Genomic DNA, 20,407 nt, shown 5'->3' with positions numbered 1-20,407 from the left:
GCGCATGAACCGGACCCTCAAGGACGCGACCGTCAAGCGCTACCACTACGACAGCCACGACCAACTGCGGGAACACCTCGCCGCTTTCCTGGATGCCTACAACTTCGCCCGGCGGCTCAAGACCCTACGCGGCCTCACGCCATACGAAGCGACCTGCCGAGCCTGGGCAGACGACCCAGGCCGGTTCAGATACGACCCAACCCATCTCACCTCGGGACTGAACAGCTAGGCTCCGCTGATGCGGGTGTGGGCAGGCAGCGGCCATCGGACAAGCGGGCTCGCCCGGTTCCTGATCCTGTATGCCGCCCTCTATGGCGCCTATGGCGGTCTGTCGCCGATCCTGCCGGGTTTCCTGGCCGCGCGGGGCCTGACGCCGGGCGAGATCGGCGTCCTGCTCGCCGCAGCCGGTGCCCTGCGCCTCGTGGTCGGCCCCCTGGCCGGAGCCTACGCCGACAACCGGCAGGCCGGCCGTTCCGTCCTGGCTGCGAGCCTCGGGCTGGCGGGTGTCGCCGCCCTGGCGCATCTGCCCGGTGCCGGCATGGCGCAACTGATCGGGCCGGCGCTCCTGTACGCGGCCGGCACCGCGGCCCCAGCACCGCTCGCCGACGCGTTGGCCCTGACCGCCGCCCGGGATGGGGCCGCCTTCCAGTACGGGTGGGTCCGCGGCGCCGGCTCGGCTGCCTTCATCGCCGGCACGGCCGCCGCGGGCTGGCTGGTCGGGATCTTCGGGCTCGCCGCCGCGCTGATCGCGAGCGGCACGCTGTTCCTCACCGCCGGTGCGGCGGCCCTGGCGCTGCCCGCGAACCCGGCCGGTGCGATCCGGGCCGGATCGCTGTGGCGCGGCTTCCCGGCCCTGATCGCGCTGCCGCGCTTCCGCCGGACGGTGCTGGCCGCCGCCCTGGTGATCGGCGCTCATGCGATGCACGACGGCTTCGCCATGATCCTGTGGCGCTCCGCCGGGATCGGGGCCGGCACCGCCGGCCTGCTCTGGTCGGTATCGGTGGCCGCCGAGGTGCTGGTCTTCCTGGTGGTCGGACGGCCCGTCCTGGCGCGGATCGGTGCGCCGGGCGGCGTCTCGGTGGCGGCCTGTGCGGGTGCCCTGCGCTGGGCGGTTCTGGGATCCACGACCGCGATTCCCTGGCTCGCTGCCGCGGAGGCGCTCCATGGGCTGAGCTTCGCGCTCCTGCACCTCGCCTGCCTGGGGCTCATCGAGGAATCCGCGCCCGCCGATCTCCGGGCGACCGCGCTGGCGCTCTACGGCACCCTCGGCCTCGGCCTCTCCGGCGTGCTCGCGACCCTGGCCTCGGGAGCACTCTACGGATCCTTCGGGGCATCGGCCTTCTGGGCCATGGCGGCGCTGAGCCTCGCCGCCCTGCCGCTGGTGCCGGGGCTGCGGCGGCGCTGAAGCGGCGGGTTCTTTTCCCGGGCCTGTGGTACGGACCCGGAACGGACCCGCCCGAAAAGCCCTGCATGCCCGTCGTCGCCGAGATCCTGATCCCGCTGGCCCTCGATACGCCCTACAGTTACGTGGCGCCGGCCGGGTTCGACCTCGCCCCGGGCGACGTGGTCCAGGTGCCGCTCGGGCCGCGCGAGATCGTCGGTGTCGTCTGGGGGGTCACCGAGACCGTCGGCGGCTCGAACCTGCGGCCGGTGACCAGGCGCCTCCCCTACCCGCCCCTGTCGGAGCCCCTGCGCAGCCTCGTCGACTGGATCGCCCGCTACACGTTGGCGCCGAAGGGCTCGGCGCTCGCCATGGTGCTGCGCCTGCCCGACGAGGCCGCGGCCGTCGAGGCCGTCCGGGTGGCCGTACGCATCACCGACAAGCCCCCGGCCCGGCCCACGCCGGCCCGCACCAAGGTGCTGGCGGTCGCCGCCGACGGGGCGTTGCGGGGCAAGAGCGCCCTCGCCAAGGAGGCGGGGGTCTCGCTGTCGGTGGTCGACGGTCTCATCGATGACGGCGCCCTGGAGACGGTGGCGGTGGAACCGGAGCCAGTCGCGCCCCGGCCCGATCCCGATTGTCCGCGGGCACCGCTCTCCCCCGCGCAGGCCGAGGCGGTGGCCGCCCTCGTCGCGCCGTTCCCATGGGACCGCCCGCAGCCTGCGGTCGCCGTCGATCTCAGGCCGGTCCTCCTCGAGGGCGTGACCGGCTCGGGCAAGACCGAGGTCTATTTCGAGGCCGTGGCGGCCTGCGTCCGGGCGGGCCGACAGGCCCTGATCCTGATGCCCGAGATCGCCCTGACGGCCCAGTTCCTCGACCGGTTCGCCGCCCGGTTCGGGGTGCGGCCGGCAGCGTGGCATTCCGGGATCGGCGGCAAGCGGCGCGAGCGCCTGCGCGCGGCCGTGGCCGAGGGCGAGGCCCTCGTGGTCGTGGGCGCGCGCTCGGCGCTGTTCCTGCCCTTCGCCCGCCTGGGCCTGATCGTGGTCGATGAGGAGCACGAGACCGCCTACAAGCAGGAGGACGGCGTCCATTATCACGCCCGGGACATGGCGGTGGTGCGCGGACGGCTGGAAGGCTGTCCGGTGGTGCTGACCTCGGCGACCCCGGCCATCGAGACCCGGGTGAACGCCGCCCGGGGCCGCTACCGGCACATCCTTCTGCCGGAGCGCTTCGGCGGCCGCAGCCTGCCCGACATCGCGGCCATCGACATGCGTCGCGACCAGCCCGAGCGCGGCCGCTTCCTCAGCCCGCCGCTGGTCAACGCCGTGAAGCACACCCTGGAGCGCGGCGAGCAGGCGCTGCTGTTCCTCAACCGCCGGGGCTACGCGCCGCTGACCCTCTGCCGCGCCTGCGGCCACCGCTACCAGTGCCGGAACTGCTCGACCTGGCTCGTGGAGCACCGGTTCCGCCGGGCGCTGGTCTGCCACCAGTGCGGCTACGCCGAGCGCCGGCCGGACGCCTGTACCGAGTGCGGCACCTTCGACAACCTCACCGCCTGCGGACCCGGAGTCGAGCGGATCGCCGAGGAGGCCGCCGCGCTGTTCCCGGACCGGCGCATCGTCGTCCTGTCGAGCGACTTCCCCGGTGGCGCCGAGCGCCTTCGGCAGGAGTTGGACGCGGTCGCGGCGGGCGCGTGCGATGTTGTGATCGGCACGCAACTCGTGGCCAAGGGCCATAACTTCCCGTTCCTGACCCTGGTCGGCGTCCTCGATGCCGATATCGGGCTGACCTCGGGCGATCCACGAGCGGCCGAGCGGACCTTCCAGTTGCTGCAGCAGGTGACCGGTCGCGCCGGGCGCGGCGAGAAGCCCGGCCGGGCTCTCGTCCAGACCTACCAGCCGGATCATCCGGTGATCGCCGCCCTGCTCTCGGGAGATGCGGAGCGGTTCTACGCCGAGGAGATTCAGGCCCGCGAAGCCGCCGGCCTGCCGCCGTTCGGCCGGCTCGCCGCGCTGATCGTCTCGGCGAGCGAGCGGGAAGTCGCGGAGGCGCACGGGCAGGCGCTGGCCCGTGCCGCCGACCCGCCCGAGGGCGTGATGGTCCTGGGACCCGCCGAAGCGCCCCTCGCGCTGGTGCGCGGCCGCTACCGATTMCGGCTGCTGGTGAAGACCGAGCGCAACGTCGACCTCCAGGCCTATCTGCGGGCTTGGCTGGCCCGCGGCCCGAAGATCAGGGGCAACGTCCGGGTCGCCGTCGATGTCGACCCGCAAAGCTTTCTGTAGGACACTTCGCGCGCTTCCTGGCGACGTAGACGTCCGGAAGCACGCCAGAGCATGGGTCCAGAGCCATACCCGAGCGCGCCGCGATCGGGTATGGCTCGGGCCACGGGCGGCGGACCCTGGCCGGAACCCGGCGACGGGACGCTCGCGATTCCCGGAGGAGCGATCAGTGCTGACCTATACCAAGACGTCGGATTCGAACGTGGCTGAGATCGTGGTCGACGGGAAGATCACCGACGAGGAGATGAATGCGGCGATGACCGCCATGAAGGCCGACCTCGACAAGGGCGGCAAGATCAAGCTGCTCGAGGACATTCGCGCGTTCGAGGGCATGGAGCCCGCCGCCTTCTTCAAGGATCCGCGCTTCGGCATCTCGATGATGAAGAGCGTCAGCCATGTCGCCCTGGTGACGGACGCGCCCTGGCTCAAGGCGCTGGCCGAGACCTTCAACTTCGTGTCGCCGACGCAGATCAAAGTGTTCGAGCGCGCCCGTCTCGACGAGGCGCGCAGCTGGCTCGCAGCGGCCGCCTGAGAGAGCTCAATCGGCCTGTGCGGTGCGGGTATCGCTGCGCCGCGCGGTCCAGTGGCCGGAGCACAGGGACGAGACCTTCCAGGTGCCCGCGCCGCTTCCGGCCCGGAGCCGTCCCGTTCCGGTGCCGCTCGCCGTCCCGTTGCTCACGGTGAGACCGACGCTTCCGTCGGCGCCGACATGCCCGTTCACCCGGGCTCCGGCGGAGCCGGAGATCAGCTGCACCTCTCCCTCCCGGATGGCGAGCGCGTAGGTATAGCGGGCGCTGCACAGACCGGTCTCCGTGACCAGTTCCACCGACCACCGTCCGTTATGCGTGGTCGGCTCCGCGTTGGCGGTCGTGCACAGCGGAAGGAGAAGGCCGGCGGCGAGGGCCGCGGCCGCGGTCAGCTTGGTCATGCGGGGTAAACTCTCGGCATTGCGGACGCCGCGTCGTGCGGCGTGCCCGGTCAATCTCGTCGATGCACCATGACGCTAGGCTGAACGACAGAGACGGCGAGAGTATGGCCGATCGGCAATTTAAGTGAGATCAGGCGTCGCACCCGGTCTGAACCGCAGCCGCTACGCTACATCGACCGAATGCTTGGCTGTATGCCGATGTTCGGATCCGGATTGCTTGTGGAGCATTCCGGGTGGTGCCGCATCCGGCTGGGTTTGGTGCGCAGACACGGCGGGACCGACCTTCCTCGTGCCCAGAACATCGCCCGATGGTGGCCGCGGATCAGGGGCTCCGCCGCGCGGCCCCGGGATGATGCGAGGCCTGTTCGATCGCTCGGCGAGGACGGTCCGGTCGTCGGCTCAATCCGTCAGCGGACGGGCCTCCTCCGGCAGCATGATCGGGATGCCGTCGCGGATCGGGTAGGCGAGCTTGGCCGAGCGACTGATCAGCTCCTGGCGGGCCGAATCATATTCCAGCGTGCCCTTGGTCAGCGGGCAGACCAGAATCTCCAGAAGCTTCGGATCGACGCGGGTCGCCTCGATAGGGGCGGTGAGGTCGTTGGTCATCGTGCGTGCAGCCCTATTGCATCGTCGACTCGGGACCGGAGCCCCGAACCAGTTCCATCTGCGTGACCGCGATCAGGATCTCGGCCCGGGTCTTCAGGTCGGGGGCCTCGAGCATCGCCTGCTTCTCGCGCACGCCGAACGGGCTCATCATGCAAAGGGCGTTGACAAGCGCCTCGTCAGGCGCCTCGTCGATCCCGGCCCAATCCACCTTGAGGTCGTTCGACTCCACGAAATCGCGCAGCGCCTTGAGCACCCCCGCGCGGTCGACAAGCTCCTCGCCCGCTCGCGGTTCGAAGTCCACCGCGAAGTCGTCGTAGGAGACGTGGCAACGGCGGTACGGCCCGATCGAGGCCAGTTCGCTTTCGACGCGGAAGCGGGTGATGCCGGTCAGCGAGATCAGGTATCGGCCATCGCCGGTCTCTGCGTACTGGGTCACCCGGCCGGCGCAGCCGACCCGGTAAAGTTTCGGATTGGCCGCCATCGATCCCTCGGGGTCGGGCTGGATCATCCCAATGATCCTGTCGGTGCGCATGGCATCGTCGACCATGGCGAGATAGCGCGGTTCGAAGATGTTCAGCGGCATCTGCCCCCGCGGGAGGAGCAGCGCGCCCGACAGGGGGAAGACGGGGATCACGGCGGGGCAATCCGCCGGACCCTTGTAGCTCGCATGGGTGCTCATGGCGCCTCCCAGAGGGGCCGAAGGGTGGGCCGGCGCGCGAGCCGGCACCTCACGAGAACAGAAGCGCCGAGAGCTTGCGCCGGCCGCGGATCGTGTCGGGATCCATCACGCCCCAGGCGTCGAAGAACTGCAGCAGTTGCTTGCGCGCGCCGTCCTCATTCCAGTCCTTGTCGCGCTTGCGCAGCTCGATCAGATGATCGACAGCCTGACCGCGCTCACCCCGGGCCGCGAGCGCCAGCGCGAGATCGAACCGGGCCTGATGGGCATCCGGACTGGCCTCGACCTCCCGTTGCAGGCCGGCGAGATCGCCGAGCGAGGCGGCCTGCTCAGCCAGATCGAGGGCGGCGCGGATGCCGGTGAGCGCCGGATCACCTGCCTTCGCCTCCGGAACCATGGCGAGCACGCGTTTGGCGTTCTCGATCTCGCCGGCATCGAGCTGCATCTTGGCGAGACCGGCCAGGGCCGTGACGTTGTCGGGCTGCTGCTCCAGCACCGCCGCGTAGATCTCGGAGGCGCCCGCGAGGTCGCCCTCCTCGATCAGGGCCGCGGCGTCGGCGAGGGCCGCTTCGATGGGATCCTCCTGGGGGCCGGCCACGCGCCCGATCAGCTCCTTGATCTGGCTCTCGGGGACCGCGCCCATGAACCCGTCGACCGGCTGGCCCTTCTGGAAGACGATGACCGCCGGGATCGACTGGATGCCGAGCTGGCCCGCGATCGACGGGTGCTCATCGATGTTCATCTTGACCAGGGCGACCGCTCCCGCGGCTTCCCGGACGGTCTTCTCAAGCACCGGCGTGAGCTGCTTGCACGGCCCGCACCAGGGCGCCCAGAAATCGACCAGCACCGGCCGGTTCATCGACTCGGCGATGACATCCTGACGGAAGCTCGCGGTGGTCGTGTCCTTGATGAGGGTGCCGGTATCGCCGGCCGGGGCACCGCCCCCGGCGAGGGTATCGTTGAGCATCGGTCTGGCTTCGGAACCTTTTTCGTGGAGTTCCCTAAATGGGGCTTCCGGTATGATCTGACCAGTCCAAGGCCCAGGATGCCTCAGCGGGGTGCCGATGCAGGCGGCGCACCGGTTGCCGCCTTGGCGGCCGTCACGAACGTGCCGGCGAAGGCACGGCCATCGGCCGCATTGGCCTCACAGGTGATGGCGGTCCGCCCCGGTTCCGGCGTGGAGAAGCGGCAGGCGCCGATGGCCAGGATCGGGGCGCCGTCCGTCCCGGTGGTGACGGCGTTGATCGGCTGCAGGGGATCGGTCTCCTCGGTGGCTTCCTGCTGGGCGCCGTTGCCGCTGAAGCTGAGCGTGCGCCCGTCGGAGGTGGTGAAGTCGAAACTGGTGCGGTTGCGGCTCACCGCGTTGGTCAGCACGGTGCTGCACGAGCCGCTGAGATCCTGCGTGCCGATGACAAGCTTCTCGCAGGTGCCCTCCAGCCGGAGGGCCGCCTGGGCAAGGGATGCCGACGGCAGACTGACGAGGGCGCAGAGCATCGCGAGGCGCAGGCTGTTCATCATGGCGTGTCGGTCATCCTCCGGTTGAGAGCCGAACTAGGCGCTTCCCGCCTGCCGTCGAGGGGCGGAAGCCTTCAGCCGAATCGCAGGGCGCGATCGTTGGGCGCGGCGAAGTCCAGATCCGGCCCGAGCGGCACGATCCCCGTCGGATTGATGGTCGGATGGCTCTCGTAATAGTGCCGCTTGATGTGCATGACGTCGACGGTCGATGCGACGCCGGGCAGCGCGTAGATGTCGCGCAGGTAGTTCGACAGGTTCGGGTAGTCGGCGATCCGATGCCGGTTGCACTTGAAGTGGCCGACATAGACCGCATCGAACCGGACCAGGGTGGTGAACAGCCGGACATCCGCCTCGGTCAGGCGGTCGCCGCAGAGATAGCGGCCCCGGTCGAGGCGCTCCTCAAGCGCGTCGAGTTCCGCGAACAGCGCGGTGAAGGCTTGGGCGTAGGCGTTCTGCGTTGTGGCGAAGCCCGCCTTGTAGACCCCGTTGTTCACCCGGTCGTAGACCCGGGCATTCACTGCGTCGATCTCGGCGCGCAGGTCCGCGGGATAGAGGTCCGGCCCCGCGCCCCCGAAGGCGTCGTTCAGCATCCGCAGGATCTCGGCGGATTCGTTCGACACGATGGTGGCCCGCTGCCGGTCCCAGAGCACCGGCACGGTGACGCGGCCGGTGTAGGACGGATCCGCCGCCAGGTAGATCTCGTAGAGGCGCCGGGCGCCGTGGATCGGATCCGGCGTCGCCCCCGGCGTGTCCCCGAACACCCATCCCTCCGCGCCCATATGCGGATCGACCACGGACACGCTGATCGCGTCCTCCAGGCCCTTCAGGGTACGCCCGATCAGGGTGCGGTGCGCCCAGGGACAGGCCAATGACACGTACAGGTGGTAACGCCCCGCCTCGGCACGAAAGCCGCCGTCGCCGGAGGCGCCCGCCGACCCGTCGGCGGTCACCCAACTGCGGAAGGCCGACGCCTTGCGCTCGAAGCGACCGCCCGTCGCGGCGGTGTCGTACCACTGGTCGCGCCAGATCCCATCCACGAGGAGGCCCATCGTCGTATCCTCTTCCGCCGGCCAAGCGAACGACATGGGTCGGGCATCGCGTCTGGGAAGACGGCAGGCGGGCGCTCGACCGTTTCCGTTCGCGGCGCAAAGCCGCTGGTTCCCGTGAGCCCGCGACCGTCGCGCAAGGCAGGCTTGCGCCCACGCTTCTGTTGCGGTGCAACAAAATCCGCCATCTCTCGGGTACCCGCCGGTCGCCGGGCGCGTGCCGCAGCGAAACGATCCGGCGGGAGATCGATGGAGGTGAAGTGATGTCGTTCGCGCTGGTGCCCGTCGCCGAGGCGGCCCTGTTCACGTTCGGGTGCTTGGTGATCCATGCCCTGCGGCGCCATGCCGACGTGGTCACGGCGACGCTCGCGTGCCTCGCGACGCTCCTCGTCCTGATGATCGGGGTCGCCTGCGCGCCGGAATCCTTTACCAAATATCAGGCGGCCAGCATCACCGACTTCGCACGCCTGGATCCGGCCATCTACTGAGGTGCCGCGGCCGCTGGGGCTCCCGGCAGTCCCGCTGCCCTGATCTGTGCGAGCCGGCCGCCCGTGCCACGCTGGCCGGAGACTGCCACGTCGAAATCGTCGGACGGGAGCTTGGGCAGGAAGCGCTCGGCCAGCTCGAACAGCAGGATGTCGGGACGCACGCGCTCGATGTAGCTCCAGTCGAGGCTCGACGACCAGACGAAATGGACCTCGCGGAAGCTCTCGGCCAGCAGCCCGGTCAGCAGGAACGGGTCGAAATGTGCGCAGGAATCGCCGAACAGGACGAGCCTGCGCGGATCGGCGGTCGGTGACGGGTTCCGGTAGACGACGTGCGCGCCGACATGCACCTCCCGGTCACGCCCCTGAGCCTCGTAGGCGGCCAGGAGCGGCCCGGTTTCCACCCGCATCGCGTCGCGCTGCAGCATGAAGCGCTCGACGCGTTCCCGGGGCCGGTCGGGCAGCTTCTCCCCGAGGTCCATGAGCTGATCCGAGACCATTCCGGGGCGCGTGCCGATGTCGACCGGCGGAATCGCCCCGAGCGCCCGCATGATCGCGCGATAGGCCAGCAGGCAGCCCTGCATCGTCCAATGGGTGTCGGTGCGCAGGTAGAGCGGCACTGGGCCGTCGCGGGCGGCGCGGAGGGGGGCGAGGAGATCGAGATAGGCCGGGTGTCGCGCGAGGCGGCGGGCGAGGCGGCGGGTCGAGGCTTTGCCGGGCGCGTAGCGCAGCCCGTCGGTCTTGTCGTCGTAGACCGACAGTTTCTCCGGCACGATCACGTGGAGGCAGCGGATGCCGAGGCCCTCGGCTCTCCGCGCGCGCGCCTGGATCAGCCGCGCCCAGCCGCGCAGCAGCAGCCAGTGCCGCAGGCCGCCGCGGTACCGGTCCATGACCCGGTTGGTTCCTCCGGTGAGGAATAACCAGCCATCGCGGCCGACATGTACGCTCTCCTTGCCTGCTGACATGCCGGTGCTTTAGCCGCAGCGGGATCGGGCGACTAGGCCGGACCTCGATGTGCCGGCCCTGCGTCCGTCTGCCATGCCGTCCCCCCTCCCTCCGGCTACTGAACGCCGCGATCACCCGGAGCTGATCGCCGCCGACGCCCTTGCCGGCGTGCCGGACCTCGACCTCACCGCGGAACTCATCACCCACCGGTTCACCCCCGGCTCGACGGCAGTCCTGCGTCGCTGGTGCCCCGGTTCGGACCTGCCCCTCGACGAGGCGGATCGGGTGGAGAAACGGACGAAGTTCGGCTCCGTGAAGCACGTCTTCCCGAAGCCCCTGACGCAGGCGATGCGGAGCCACTGCACCGCATGCCTTGCCCGCGATCTGCCTACGGCGCGGGTTCTGCACTGGACCTGAGCCTCCGCGGGCGCCATCTGGCCCGCATGATGGACGCGGACCCCCTGATCCTGACGCTTGCCTTCGACGTGCCCGCCTTCGCGCGGTTCGATGGCGAGCGGCGCCGGTACTTTCCCGACGCCCTCAACCACATTCCGGCCCACGCGACGCTGTTTCACCATCTGCCGGGCGACCGGGAGCAGGGCGTGATCGAGGCCATTACCGCCCTCGCCCGAACCGTGCCGCCGCCGGAAGTCGCGGTGACCGGCCTGCGCTTCACCGGCCGCGGTGTCGCCTACGTCCTCGAATCCGAGGCGCTGACGCGCTTCCGTGACCGCCTCGCGCAGGATTTCGCCCCTTATCTCACCGCCCAGGACCGTCAGGGCTGGCGCCCGCACGTCACGGTGCAGAACAAGGTGGCACCGGATCGGGCCAGGGCGCTCCACGCCGACCTGTCGGCGGGGTTCGCGCCGTTCCGGTTCGCCGCGCCGGCCACGCTCCTCTGGCGCTATCGGGGCGGCCCATGGGACGCGGTCGCCCGCCTGCCCTTCGGAGACAACGCGTGATGGCTTCCGCCTCCTTCCCGGAGACCGCCCGATGAGGGCGCCGGCCAACCTGCGACAGAACCGGCTGATCGAGCCCGCCCTGGCGGTGTGGCTGCGCCTGCGCCTGAACGAGGTCGGTCCCCTCGTCGCCCTGCTCGGCCTGAGCATCCTGGGTTACGGGTTCTTCTTCCTCGCCCACGAAGTCGGCGAGGGTTCCACGGCGGCGCTCGACCGCAAGATCCTGCTCGCCCTGCGCAACCCGGCCGACCTCGCCGACCCGATCGGGCCGCCCTGGCTCGAGGAAACGATGCGCGACATCACGGGACTCGGCAGCGTCTTCACGGTGCTGTTCCTGACTTGCGCGGTGGCGGCCTATCTCGGCGTGTCCGGGCGTCGGCGGATTGGCCTCTACGTCCTCGCCGCCGTGGGCAGCGGCGAACTGGTCTCGACCGTCCTGAAGGTCTTCTACCAGAGGCCGCGGCCGGACCTCGTGCCCCACGGCATGGAGGTGTTCACGGCGAGCTTCCCGAGCGGCCACGCCACCATGTCGGCGATCGCCTACCTGACGCTGGCGACCCTGATCGCCCGCGTCGAGCGCAACCGGCGCGCCAAGGCCCTGGTCCTGGCGCTCGGCGTGAGCGTGACGCTGCTGGTCGGCCTCAGCCGGGTCTATCTCGGCGTGCATTGGCCGAGCGACGTGCTGGCCGGCTGGTGCATCGGTGCGGCCTGGGCCTCCCTGTGCTGGTTCATCGCCCTCCAATTGCAGCGCCGTGGCGAGGTCGAGGCCCCCGATCCGCCGCCGCCGGCCTGACCGCCGTTAGCGTATCCAGAGGGTCGGGGTGGACGGAGCGGGCATTCCCGGGCGGGATGGGACTTGTCCCGCCCGCGCAACGAACCGGGATCGGGGATCGTGACCGACCGCCGTCGCACCGCTCGCCGCCGTGTCGGCCGCGCAGGCCGGCCGAGCGTCGCCGCCTTCCTCCCGAAGATCGCCTGGGTCGCCCGGGATCGAAGCCTGGGCGGGGCGAGGATCCGCGTGCCCGTCGGGGTCACCCTGCCGGATTGCCTTCGAACTGATCGCTCCCTGCCGTGATGGGGCACGACCAACCTTCGTGGCCTGGCGATCGGCCGGAACGGTCGGGCTCGGTTTCGTGCAGACGCGCCTCGCCGGCGGCCCGGCAGAGGTGGCGCGTCGGCGCGCCGCGCTCCGCGACGGAAACAGCCTGGAGCCGGGCCGCGTTCACCGAGGATACGGTTCCGCCCGCGGCGGCTTCCTGTCCACGCGGCGGCGCCCCGGCGTCGTCGTTTCGATCTGGCGATACGGCGAGGCACATGGCGGACGACACTCGGCTCTCACGACGCACCGTCCTTGCGGCCGGAGGTGCCCTCGCCGGAGCCGCCATGGGCGGCGGCGCTCAGGCGGCCCCGCCGTCGGCATCGGTCCCGGCCGATACCGGCGCCGTGCAGGGCGGGCGGGTGATGTTCCCGAACTGGCGCGGTCGCGGCGACCGGCCGCCCGCTCCGAGCCCTGCCCCCCAGCCGCCGGGCCAGCGCGTCGGCTACTGCGTCGTCGGTCTCGGGCGGCTCAGTCTCGACGAGATCCTTCCGGCCTTCGGCGAGGCCAAGCGCGCGCGGCTCGCGGCGGTGATGTCGGGCTCCCCCGACAAGGCCAAGCTCGTGGCCCGCCAGTACGGTCTGCCCGACGATGCGGTCTACGGCTACGACGAATGGGATCGGCTGAAGGCCAACCCGAACGTCCAGGCTGTCTACATCGTCACGCCGAACGGCGTGCACCGGGACAACGTCGTCGCGGCGGCAGCCTCCGGAAAGCAGGTCCTCTGCGAGAAGCCGATGGCGGTCTCCTCGGACGAATGCCGCGAGATGATCGCGGCCTGCGCCAAGGCCGACGTCAAATTGATGATCGCCTATCGCTGCCAGTACGAGCCGCACAACCGCGCAGTGATCAGGCTCGCCCGATCCGGCGAGTTCGGCCGGCCTCGGCTGATCCAGGCCTTCAACGGGCAGACAACCGGATTGCCGGAGCAGTGGCGCCTGCGCAAGGCGCTGGCGGGGGGCGGCTCGCTGCCGGATATCGGGCTCTACTGCCTGAACACGACGCGCGCCGTGCTCGGCGAGGAGCCGGATCTGATCCAGGCCCAGATCCACGCGCCCCCGGACGACCCGAAGTTCCGCGAGGTCGAGGAGACGGTGAGCTTCACCCTGCGGTTCCCGTCCGGGGTGATCGCGCAGTGCCTGTCGAGCTACGGGGTCTACGAGGCGCGGAGCCTGACCCTGCATACCGGGACCGCCGCGATCGATCTCCAGAACGCCTTCGCCTATCAGGGCCAGCGCCTGACCATCGGCCGCCGCGACGGCAAGAACGCCACGAGGGACGAGAGGGTCCTGAGCCCCAGAAATCAGTTCGCGCTGGAACTCGACCACTTCGCCCGGTGCGTCCAGGAGAACCTGCGGCCCCGCACCCCCGGCGAGGAGGGCCTGCAGGACCAGGTGCTGATGGAGGCGATCTACGAGGCCGCCCGCACCGGAGCGCCGGTCAAGGTCGGGCCGCCCCCGGGCAGCGGCTCCGGCCTCGACGTCACTCGTGGGCCGGAGCCGGAGGAGCCGGGCTGAAACGGCTCAGAACGGCAGGAGGATGTCGACGATCTGCTGGCCGTAGCGCGGCTGCTGCACGTCGGTGATCTGGCCGCGCCCGCCATAGGCGATCCGGGCCTGGGCGATCTTGGTCGAATCGATCGTGTTGTCGGATTCGATGTCCTCGGGCCGGACCACGCCCGCGACGACCATCTCGCGCACCTCGAAGTTGACGCGGATCTCCTGCTTGCCCTCGACCACCAGGTTGCCGTTCGGCAGCACCTGCGTGACCACAGCGGCGACGTTCGTCGTCACGGTTTCGGCCCGCTGGACCGAGCCGGCGCCGTCGTTCGAGGTCGCCGACGTGGCGGCGAGCAGGGCCGTGCTGCCCACGCCGAGGGACTTGCCGACCGCGTTGTTCTCGAGCCCCAGGGCATTCGGCAGGCCGAAGCTCTCGGTGTTGGCCCGGGAGCGCTTGGTCTCGTTGCTGATGTTGGCCTGATCGGTGACGTTGACCTTCACGGTAAGGATATCGCCGAGCCGGGCGGCGCGCTGGTCCTTGAAGAAGGCCCTGGAGCCCGTGCGCCAGAGGGAATTCGGCGCGTAGGAGACCGGCTGCACGTCGGGCATCGGCATCCGCACCGGCTTGTAGCCGGGCTGCGTGGTCGGGTCCTCGATCGCCGACAGCGCTGGGGTCGCGCCGACCTGCGAGAGCCGGTCTGCGGTGTTGCAGGCGCCGAGCGCCCCGGCGATCAGAACGGCGGCGAGCGGGTTCAGGACGAGGCGGCTGGCCATCGGGCAATCACTCTTCGACGCGTACAAGGCGGGCGGTCAGCGCAGGGAGGCGGTCGCCTGGACCGGGGCGGTGCCGGCGGCCTGTTGAGCCGCCGGGTTCGGGCTCACCGAGACCCGGCCGGGACCGATCACGGTGGCCTGGAGGATCTTCTTGGAGGCGACGTTGACGACGTTCACGACGGCGCCCATGCGGCCGGCATCGTTGGCGAGACCGCGCATCGACAGGCTGATGCTCGGCGTCTCGTACACGATGGTCACGTTCTCGCCGCGCGCGACAAGTTCCGGCTTGGCCGTGTCGGAGACCCGCAGCACGGTGCCGGCCGCGAGCGTCTGCTGGGCGACCTCGCCGAGGATCGCGGTGGCGCTCCCCTGCGCGTCGGGGGCGACGGCCTCGCGGGGACGCCGCTCCATGACGACGTCGCCTTCCTTCACCGGCTCGCCGCGGTTGAGCGCCCGTGTGAGCACCGCCACCTCCCGCAACTCGATGACCACTCCGGAGACCCGCAGCGAGGCCTGCCGCTCGCCCAGGCTGACGAGCCCGGCGACACGGCGGGAGCGCGGGTCGTAGGTCAGGTCCAGGGCGGCCGCCTGTCCTTCGAGGTCCACCGGCGCGAGGAGGGTCGGGCCATCCCCGTCGAAGCGGACCGCGACGCTGCGGGGATCGAGTCCGTACCCGGTCTCGAGGCTGCGCTTGAGCGCCGCCTCGATCTCCGGCGGCCCGAGGCGGCGGGCTGCGCGCTGCACGGCGATCTGCAGCCGTCCACCGGTCTCCACGCCGGTGAGTCCCAGGGCGGCGGTCGCATCGAGGATCCGGCGGGTCTGGATCGTCCCGGTGGCGCCCAGCGCGGGCGAGCGGAACAGCGGCCGTGCGGCCAGGGTCTCCGGCGCCCCCTCGACGAGGTCGGCCAGCGTCAGGACGTCGCCGCGGGCGGTCACGTCGCCGCGCAGGCGCAGGCCCTCCGCCCGCGCCATCGCGGGGATCGCCAGGGCGCCGAGGACCGCGAAGGTCAGGAAGGCCAGGACCGCGCGCAGGACCACGGCCGAGCCGAGGGGCGCAGCCCGTGGGCGGACGCGGCGGATGATCGGGCTGACGTCGCTCGCGTCCGCCATGCCGATGCGGGGCAGATCGAGGGTCTCGGGATCGGGATGCATGCCGGCATACATGGTCAGGGGCCTTGAAGCGGGTGCGGGTCGCGCGGTTAGCTGCGGAACATCTGCGTGGTTGTGGAAAGCATCTGGTCGGCCGCGGTGACGACCTTCGAGTTCATCTCGTAGGCGCGCTGCGCGGCGATCAGGGACGAGATCTCCGTGACGGCGTTGACGTTGGCCTCCTCGAGGTAGCTCTGCTGGAGGTTGCCGAAGCCCTCCGCCCCCGGCAGGCCGCTGAGCGCCTGCCCGGAGGCCGCGGTCTCGATGAACAGGTTGTCGCCGATCGACTCGAGGCCGACCTTGTTGACGAAGCGTGAGAGCTGGAACTGCCCCAGCGCCTGCGGGGCGGTCTGACCCGGCAAGGTCGCCTGCACGGCCCCGGTGGCGCTGATCGTCACCGCGGTCGCGGTCTGCGGGACGGTGATCGCCGGATCGAGCAGGTAGCCGTCGCGGGTGACGAGCTGTCCCGAGGCCGACAGGTCGAAGGAGCCGTCCCGCGAGTAGGCGGTGCGGCCGTCCGGCAGCGTCACCCGGAAGAATCCCTCGCCGCGGATCGCGACGTCGTAGTCCTTCTCGGTGGAGGAGAGCGTGCCCTGCGACATGACGCGGGCCGTCGAGGTGGTCTTCACGCCCGAGCCCAGGGCGAGGCCGGCCGGGAGCTGGGTGTTCTGCTGCGAGGTGGAGGCGCCGGCCCGGCGCAGGTTCTGGTAGAGCAGATCCTGGAAGTGCACCTGCTGCCGCTTGTAACCGGTGGTGCGCAGGTTCGCGATGTTGTTCGAGATGACCTGGACGTTGAGTTCCTGGGCCGCCATGCCGGTGGCGGCGGAGTAAAGGGCGCGCATCGCTCAGCCCCCCTTACGCGACGTCGGCGAGGCGGCGGATCGCCGTGCCCCGCAGGTCGTCGAGGCGGGAGATCAGGCTCGACACCATGGCGTAGGAGCGGTTCACGTCCATCAGCCGGGTCATCTCGATCACCGGGCGGACGTTCGAGCGCTCCAGCGCCTCGGATTCCAGGCGCCCGTCGATCCCGGCCGGACGCGCGGGCTCCGGCGAGGCGTAGAGGTTGCCGCCCTCGTTGGTCAGCCGCTGCGGGTTGTCGAAGGTGACGAGCTTGATCTTCCCGCGGATGCCGAGATTGGTCGACACGGTGCCGTCGGCCGCGATGGCGAGCCCGGTCTCCTGGGGATTGATGGTGATCGGACCGCCCTCGCCCGCGACCTTGTAGCCTTCGCTGGTGACCAGCGCGCCCTGGGCGTCGATCTCGAAGGCGCCGTTGCGGGTGTAGCGCTCACCCTGCGGCGACTGGACGGCGATGAACGCCGCGCCCTTGATCGCCACGTTGAGCGGGTTGCCGGTCCGCTCGATCGGCCCCTGGCCGAGGTCGAGGGTCGTGCCCTGGTCGATGACGTAGGAGAGGCGCCGGTCGGGGCGGGCGAAGGAATCCGCGCTCGCCACCGGCATCAGGTATTCCTGGAAGCGGGTGTTGCGAGCCTTGAACCCGGTGGTCGAGACGTTCGCCATGTTGTTGGCGATCACGTCCAGCTCGCGCTGGAGCGCCATCTGGCTCGATACGCCGACGAAGAGGGCATTCTGCATCGTGGACTCTGGGACTCGCGGGCCGCGGTGGCGGCAACGATCCATTCAGCATCCGCTGTGCCAAACCGAGGATCGGAACATTCTCGTGTCCTGACAGGGGTTTGATCGCGATCGCCCCGGGCCGGCGGCGAGGTCCGGCCTGTGCCGCGGCAAACCTGGCCCGGCAGGAATTGCCTGCTTAACGGCACGTTAACCGTGTTGCTCCGATATCCAGGTGTACCTGGCACGCGGTCTCCCGCGAGAGAGCATTATTCCATGGCCAAGAAGCCCAAGAAGGCCTCCGCCGAGGAAGGCGAGGCCGGAGCCGAAGCCGCCCCGAAGGGCAAGAAGAAGCTCATGATCATGGTGGCCGCCGCGGTCCTGGTCGTGGGCGGCGGCGCCGGCGCGTTCCTGATGATGGGGCACGGCGGCGGCCACGGCGACGCTAAGGAAGCCGCGCAGGGTGGCGGACACGGCGGGCATGGCGGGGGGCACGGCGACGACGGCAAGGGCGTCGGCCCGGACGGCAAGAAGCCCCTGGTCTTCGTCGACGTGCGGGAGATGGTCCTCAACCTGAGTCCGGAGCTGCCGCAGGACAAGGCCCGGTACGCGAAGGTGCGGATCGCCCTCGAACTCAAGGATTCGAAGGTCGAGGAAGAGGTCAAGCCGCTGATGCCGCGGGTCGAGGACGCGTTGCAGGTCTACATGCGCGAATTGCGCGCCAGCGACATCACCAGCTCGGTGGGCCTGTTCCGACTGCGCGAGGAGCTGCTCCGGCGGGTCAACATCGCGCTGTATCCCGCCAAGGTCGACGCGGTGCTGTTCAAGGACGTGATCGTCCAATGATCGCGCCGGCGAGCAAGTCCGTCGCTTCGAAAACCGCGCCGCGCCCGGCCCCGATCGAGCACGCCTGATGGAACCCGAGGACGCACTTCCCGAGGACGACTGGTCGGCGGCCCTCCTGGAGCAGGGCGCCGAGGGCGGCGACACGTCGCTGGCCGAGGAATGGGGCGCAGCGCTCGCCGAGCAGGGCACGACGCGCAACGCCGGCGACGTCGCCGCCGAATGGGCGACGATGATCGAGGACGGGGAGAGCGACAACCTCCCCGAACTCGCCGGCAACGACCGGGTGCTCAACCAGGACGAGATCGACGGCGTCCTCGGCTTCTCCATGCGCGAGCTCTCGGCCTCAGGGGCCGGGGGCGTTCAGGCCATCGTCGATTCCGGCGTCGTCCAGTACGAACGCCTGCCGATGCTGGAGATCGTCTTCGACCGGATGCTCCGGTTGCTGTCGACTTCCCTGCGCAACCTGTTCCAGGACAACGTCGAGGTGACGCTGGACAACATCACCTCGGTGCGGTTCGGCGACTATCTCAACGCGATCCCGCTGCCGACGCTGCTCGGCGTGTTCCGGGCCGAGCAATGGGAGAATTCGGGCCTCGTCACGGTCGACTCGAACCTCGCCTACGCGACTTTCGACCTGCTGCTCGGCGGCAAGCGCGGCGGGTCGTCGAGCCGGCTGGACGGGCGCCCGTTCACGGCGATCGAGATGACGCTGGTACGCCGCCTCGTGGAGATCGTGCTGGGCGATCTCGAGATGTCGTTCCAGCCGCTGTCGCCCGTGACCTTCGGCATCGACCGGATCGAGACCAACCCGCGCTTCGCCACCATCACCAGGCCGGGAAACGCCGCCATCCTGATCAGCCTGCGCCTCGACGTCGACGGGCGCGGCGGCATGCTGCAGATCCTGTTCCCCTACGCGACGATCGAGCCGATCCGGGAACTCCTGACCCAGAGTTTCATGGGCGAGAAGCTCGGCCGCGACCAAATCTGGGAGGGCCATCTCGCCACCGAGATCTGGCAGGCCGACGTGACCATGGACGCGGTGCTGCACGAGATGATGCTGCCGCTGAAGCAGGTCATGAGCCTAAAGGTCGGCGAGACGCTGATGTTCGACGCCAAGCCGTCGGATCTCATCACGGTGCGCTGCGGCGACTGGGCGCTCACCCAGGGGCGGATCGGCCGTGTCGACGGGCACATCGCCGTCCAGGTCACACGGCCCCTACGCCGCTCGCGCACGACGATCCAGGCCTACGAGGCCTCGATGAACAACCGCTCGGATAGTTAGGGCCGATGAGGGTCCCATCATGAGTCTCTTCGTCACCCTCGCCGCCGACATCCTGGTCGCCGTCCTCCTGGCGGCGACCATCGTCACGTCCCTCCGGCTCTCCCGCCGCATCGGCCAGATGAAGGGCGACGAGGCCGCCCTCCGACAGACCATCGGGGACCTGATGGTGGCGACCGGCACCGCCGAGCGGGCCATCGCCGGCCTGCGCGCCGCGATCGACGAGGGCGACCGCACCCTGAACGCCAGCTTGGAATCCGCAACCGTCCGCGCCGCAGAGCTGCGGCTGCAGGTCGAGGCCGGCGAGGGCGTGATCACCCGCATCGGCGCCATCGTGACGCAGATGCGCGCCGTGCCGGTCCGTCCCGAGCCGGTGCGGGAGCCGGCTCCTGCACCGGAGATCCCGGCGGAGCGTCGACCCGAGCCCGCCGGCCCGAACGGCGAGCGCCTCGGCATGGCGGCCGCCGCGGCTCTCGCCATGAGCGAGCGCGCCCTCGCCCGCGTCCGGGCGCGCGCCGCGTGACCGGAGTCAAGGCACCGAAGGTCCCACCGGCGCCCAAGGCCGTTCCCGGGCCGAAGCCGCGCCGCACCGGAACGGCCCTCCGCCGGTCGCGCCTGAAGCCGGTGCGGCCGATGCGCCTGCGCCTGGTCGATGCCGTGGCGCTCGCGGCGGGGGGCCTCCTCGTGCTCAAGCTCCTCAGCCTGTTGCAGGCCGGCCTGCCGGAGAGCGGCGCGCTGCCGGAGTTCGGGCGGGCCGTGGCCCGGGCGCGCACCGGCTTCGAGCCCCTCGATCCGGTGACGACCGGGTCGGTGGGCGCCAAGGAGGAGCCGGCGGCCGCAGCCGAGAAGGCGCCGGATCCGACCCTGTCGCAGGCCACGGCCGCGCCGGATGCCGCGCGTCCGGCCTCCCCCACCGAGCGGGCGCTGCTGGAGAAGCTCGGCGCCCGGCGGGACGCCCTGCGCCAGAAGAGCGACGAGCTGGAGCTGCGCGAGAGGATGCTCGGCGAGGCCGAGCGCAAGCTCGAGACCGGTCTCGGCGATCTCAAGAAGGCCGAGGACAAGGTGGACGCAGTCGCGAAGGTGAAGGAGGATGCCGAGAAGCAGGGGCTGAAGAACATCGTCACGATGTACGAGGCGATGAAGCCCAAGGACGCCGGCCGGGTGTTCGACCGGCTCGGCCTCGACGTTCTGGTGCCGCTCGTGCTGGCCATGAACCCCCGCAAGATGTCCGAGGTCCTGGCGGTGATGCAGCCCGAGACCGCCGAGCGGCTGACGGTAGCGCTCGCCAACCGCGCCCGCGGCGCCGGCGGGGTGCAGGCCCAGGCGGGCACGGGGCTTCCCGCGAACGAGCTTCCGGCGATCGATCCCGGGT

The 20,407-nt window shown here is 70.5% G+C and carries 23 protein-coding genes and 1 pseudogene; 13 read left to right on the top strand and 11 right to left on the bottom strand.

What is annotated here, in order from left to right; translation table 11 throughout:
• From AC1DXK_RS24550 to AC1DXK_RS24535, 4 genes are all read left to right on the top strand, one after another.
• Nucleotides 1-229, top strand: a 229-nt coding sequence (locus tag AC1DXK_RS24550; RefSeq protein ID WP_477299365.1) for an integrase core domain-containing protein, incomplete at its 5' end; no start/stop codon positions are given.
• A gap of 9 nt (nucleotides 230-238) precedes the next feature.
• A complete protein-coding gene (locus AC1DXK_RS24545; protein ID WP_457106103.1) occupies nucleotides 239-1,405 on the top strand; it encodes an MFS transporter in 1,167 nt (388 codons plus the stop codon).
• Between the two features lie 65 nt (nucleotides 1,406-1,470).
• Nucleotides 1,471-3,660, top strand: a complete 2,190-nt coding sequence (locus AC1DXK_RS24540; protein WP_477299364.1) for a primosomal protein N' — start codon at nucleotides 1,471-1,473, stop codon at nucleotides 3,658-3,660.
• Between the two features lie 166 nt (nucleotides 3,661-3,826).
• The gene (locus AC1DXK_RS24535) at nucleotides 3,827-4,189 is read left to right on the top strand and encodes a SpoIIAA family protein (protein ID WP_457106101.1); all 363 of its coding nucleotides are present in this window, start codon (nucleotides 3,827-3,829) and stop codon (nucleotides 4,187-4,189) included.
• Between the two features lie 6 nt (nucleotides 4,190-4,195).
• Here AC1DXK_RS24535 and AC1DXK_RS24530 read toward each other — a convergent pair whose 3' ends face one another.
• The 6 genes from AC1DXK_RS24530 to AC1DXK_RS24505 all read right to left on the bottom strand — a co-directional run bounded on the left by AC1DXK_RS24530 (nucleotide 4,196) and on the right by AC1DXK_RS24505 (nucleotide 8,431).
• Nucleotides 4,196-4,585, bottom strand: a complete 390-nt coding sequence (locus tag AC1DXK_RS24530; RefSeq protein ID WP_457106100.1) for a hypothetical protein — start codon at nucleotides 4,583-4,585, stop codon at nucleotides 4,196-4,198.
• A gap of 399 nt (nucleotides 4,586-4,984) precedes the next feature.
• Nucleotides 4,985-5,191: a Trm112 family protein gene (locus tag AC1DXK_RS24525; RefSeq protein WP_457106099.1), complete on the bottom strand. Its 207-nt coding sequence runs from the start codon at nucleotides 5,189-5,191 to the stop codon at nucleotides 4,985-4,987.
• A 13-nt stretch (nucleotides 5,192-5,204) separates the two neighbouring features.
• A complete protein-coding gene (locus tag AC1DXK_RS24520) occupies nucleotides 5,205-5,870 on the bottom strand; it encodes an LON peptidase substrate-binding domain-containing protein (RefSeq protein WP_457106098.1) in 666 nt (221 codons plus the stop codon).
• A 49-nt stretch (nucleotides 5,871-5,919) separates the two neighbouring features.
• Complete coding sequence (trxA, locus tag AC1DXK_RS24515; RefSeq protein ID WP_457106097.1) at nucleotides 5,920-6,834, bottom strand: thioredoxin; 915 nt, start codon at nucleotides 6,832-6,834, stop codon at nucleotides 5,920-5,922.
• Between the two features lie 83 nt (nucleotides 6,835-6,917).
• Nucleotides 6,918-7,385, bottom strand: a complete 468-nt coding sequence (locus AC1DXK_RS24510) for a hypothetical protein (RefSeq protein WP_457106096.1) — start codon at nucleotides 7,383-7,385, stop codon at nucleotides 6,918-6,920.
• A gap of 71 nt (nucleotides 7,386-7,456) precedes the next feature.
• Nucleotides 7,457-8,431 carry a glutathione S-transferase family protein gene (locus tag AC1DXK_RS24505; protein ID WP_457106095.1) on the bottom strand — a complete coding sequence of 325 codons (975 nt, stop codon included), beginning with the start codon at nucleotides 8,429-8,431 and terminating at the stop codon, nucleotides 7,457-7,459.
• A gap of 260 nt (nucleotides 8,432-8,691) precedes the next feature.
• Between AC1DXK_RS24505 and AC1DXK_RS24500 the strand changes: the two genes are divergently transcribed.
• Entirely contained in the window at nucleotides 8,692-8,916 is a 225-nt protein-coding gene (locus tag AC1DXK_RS24500) for a hypothetical protein (RefSeq protein WP_457106094.1), read from the top strand.
• Here AC1DXK_RS24500 and AC1DXK_RS24495 read toward each other — a convergent pair.
• Nucleotides 8,910-9,878 (bottom strand): alginate O-acetyltransferase AlgX-related protein, encoded by a 969-nt coding sequence (locus tag AC1DXK_RS24495; protein ID WP_477299363.1) that lies wholly within the window; start codon nucleotides 9,876-9,878, stop codon nucleotides 8,910-8,912. The genes AC1DXK_RS24500 and AC1DXK_RS24495 overlap by 7 nt on opposite strands.
• A 127-nt stretch (nucleotides 9,879-10,005) precedes the next feature.
• Here AC1DXK_RS24495 and AC1DXK_RS24490 point away from each other — a divergent pair.
• The 4 genes and pseudogenes from AC1DXK_RS24490 to AC1DXK_RS24475 form a co-directional block, all read left to right on the top strand.
• Nucleotides 10,006-10,275, top strand: a pseudogene (locus AC1DXK_RS24490) (spore photoproduct lyase family protein); the annotation flags it as partial.
• A gap of 26 nt (nucleotides 10,276-10,301) precedes the next feature.
• Nucleotides 10,302-10,820: a 2'-5' RNA ligase family protein gene (locus tag AC1DXK_RS24485; protein ID WP_457106092.1), complete on the top strand. Its 519-nt coding sequence runs from the start codon at nucleotides 10,302-10,304 to the stop codon at nucleotides 10,818-10,820.
• A gap of 31 nt (nucleotides 10,821-10,851) precedes the next feature.
• Nucleotides 10,852-11,610: a phosphatase PAP2 family protein gene (locus AC1DXK_RS24480; RefSeq protein ID WP_457106091.1), complete on the top strand. Its 759-nt coding sequence runs from the start codon at nucleotides 10,852-10,854 to the stop codon at nucleotides 11,608-11,610.
• Nucleotides 11,611-12,131: 521 nt separating this feature from the next.
• On the top strand, nucleotides 12,132-13,430 hold the full coding sequence (locus AC1DXK_RS24475; RefSeq protein ID WP_457106090.1) for a Gfo/Idh/MocA family protein: 1,299 nt from the start codon (nucleotides 12,132-12,134) through the stop codon (nucleotides 13,428-13,430).
• A gap of 6 nt (nucleotides 13,431-13,436) precedes the next feature.
• Here the strand turns inward: AC1DXK_RS24475 and flgH are convergent, their stop codons facing one another.
• Genes flgH through flgF form a run of 4 tightly spaced genes read right to left on the bottom strand, consistent with a single transcriptional unit; the run spans nucleotide 13,437 to nucleotide 16,931 of the window.
• Complete coding sequence (flgH, locus tag AC1DXK_RS24470; protein WP_457106089.1) at nucleotides 13,437-14,186, bottom strand: flagellar basal body L-ring protein FlgH; 750 nt, start codon at nucleotides 14,184-14,186, stop codon at nucleotides 13,437-13,439.
• 36 nt (nucleotides 14,187-14,222) lie between these two features.
• Nucleotides 14,223-15,350 carry a flagellar basal body P-ring formation chaperone FlgA gene (gene flgA, locus AC1DXK_RS24465; protein ID WP_457106088.1) on the bottom strand — a complete coding sequence of 376 codons (1,128 nt, stop codon included), beginning with the start codon at nucleotides 15,348-15,350 and terminating at the stop codon, nucleotides 14,223-14,225.
• A gap of 35 nt (nucleotides 15,351-15,385) precedes the next feature.
• Complete coding sequence (gene flgG / locus AC1DXK_RS24460; protein WP_457106087.1) at nucleotides 15,386-16,177, bottom strand: flagellar basal-body rod protein FlgG; 792 nt, start codon at nucleotides 16,175-16,177, stop codon at nucleotides 15,386-15,388.
• A 13-nt stretch (nucleotides 16,178-16,190) separates the two neighbouring features.
• Nucleotides 16,191-16,931, bottom strand: coding sequence for a flagellar basal-body rod protein FlgF (gene flgF, locus AC1DXK_RS24455; RefSeq protein ID WP_477299362.1), 741 nt, complete (start codon nucleotides 16,929-16,931; stop codon nucleotides 16,191-16,193).
• Between the two features lie 255 nt (nucleotides 16,932-17,186).
• Here flgF and fliL point away from each other — a divergent pair, with 255 nt between their 5' ends.
• The 4 genes from fliL to AC1DXK_RS24435 form a co-directional block, all read left to right on the top strand.
• A complete protein-coding gene (gene fliL, locus AC1DXK_RS24450) occupies nucleotides 17,187-17,756 on the top strand; it encodes a flagellar basal body-associated protein FliL (RefSeq protein ID WP_457106085.1) in 570 nt (189 codons plus the stop codon).
• 67 nt (nucleotides 17,757-17,823) lie between these two features.
• Nucleotides 17,824-19,038 (top strand): flagellar motor switch protein FliM, encoded by a 1,215-nt coding sequence (gene fliM, locus AC1DXK_RS24445; protein WP_457106084.1) that lies wholly within the window; start codon nucleotides 17,824-17,826, stop codon nucleotides 19,036-19,038.
• A 19-nt stretch (nucleotides 19,039-19,057) separates the two neighbouring features.
• The gene (locus AC1DXK_RS24440) at nucleotides 19,058-19,558 is read left to right on the top strand and encodes a DUF6468 domain-containing protein (protein ID WP_457106083.1); all 501 of its coding nucleotides are present in this window, start codon (nucleotides 19,058-19,060) and stop codon (nucleotides 19,556-19,558) included.
• The coding region (locus tag AC1DXK_RS24435) for a MotE family protein (protein ID WP_477299361.1) at nucleotides 19,555-20,407 on the top strand (853 nt) is incomplete at its 3' end. The genes AC1DXK_RS24440 and AC1DXK_RS24435, both read left to right, overlap by 4 nt.

Source organism: Methylobacterium sp. P3_A11 (assembly GCF_056403155.1).
This window is presented reverse-complemented; position numbering and strand designations above follow the sequence as displayed.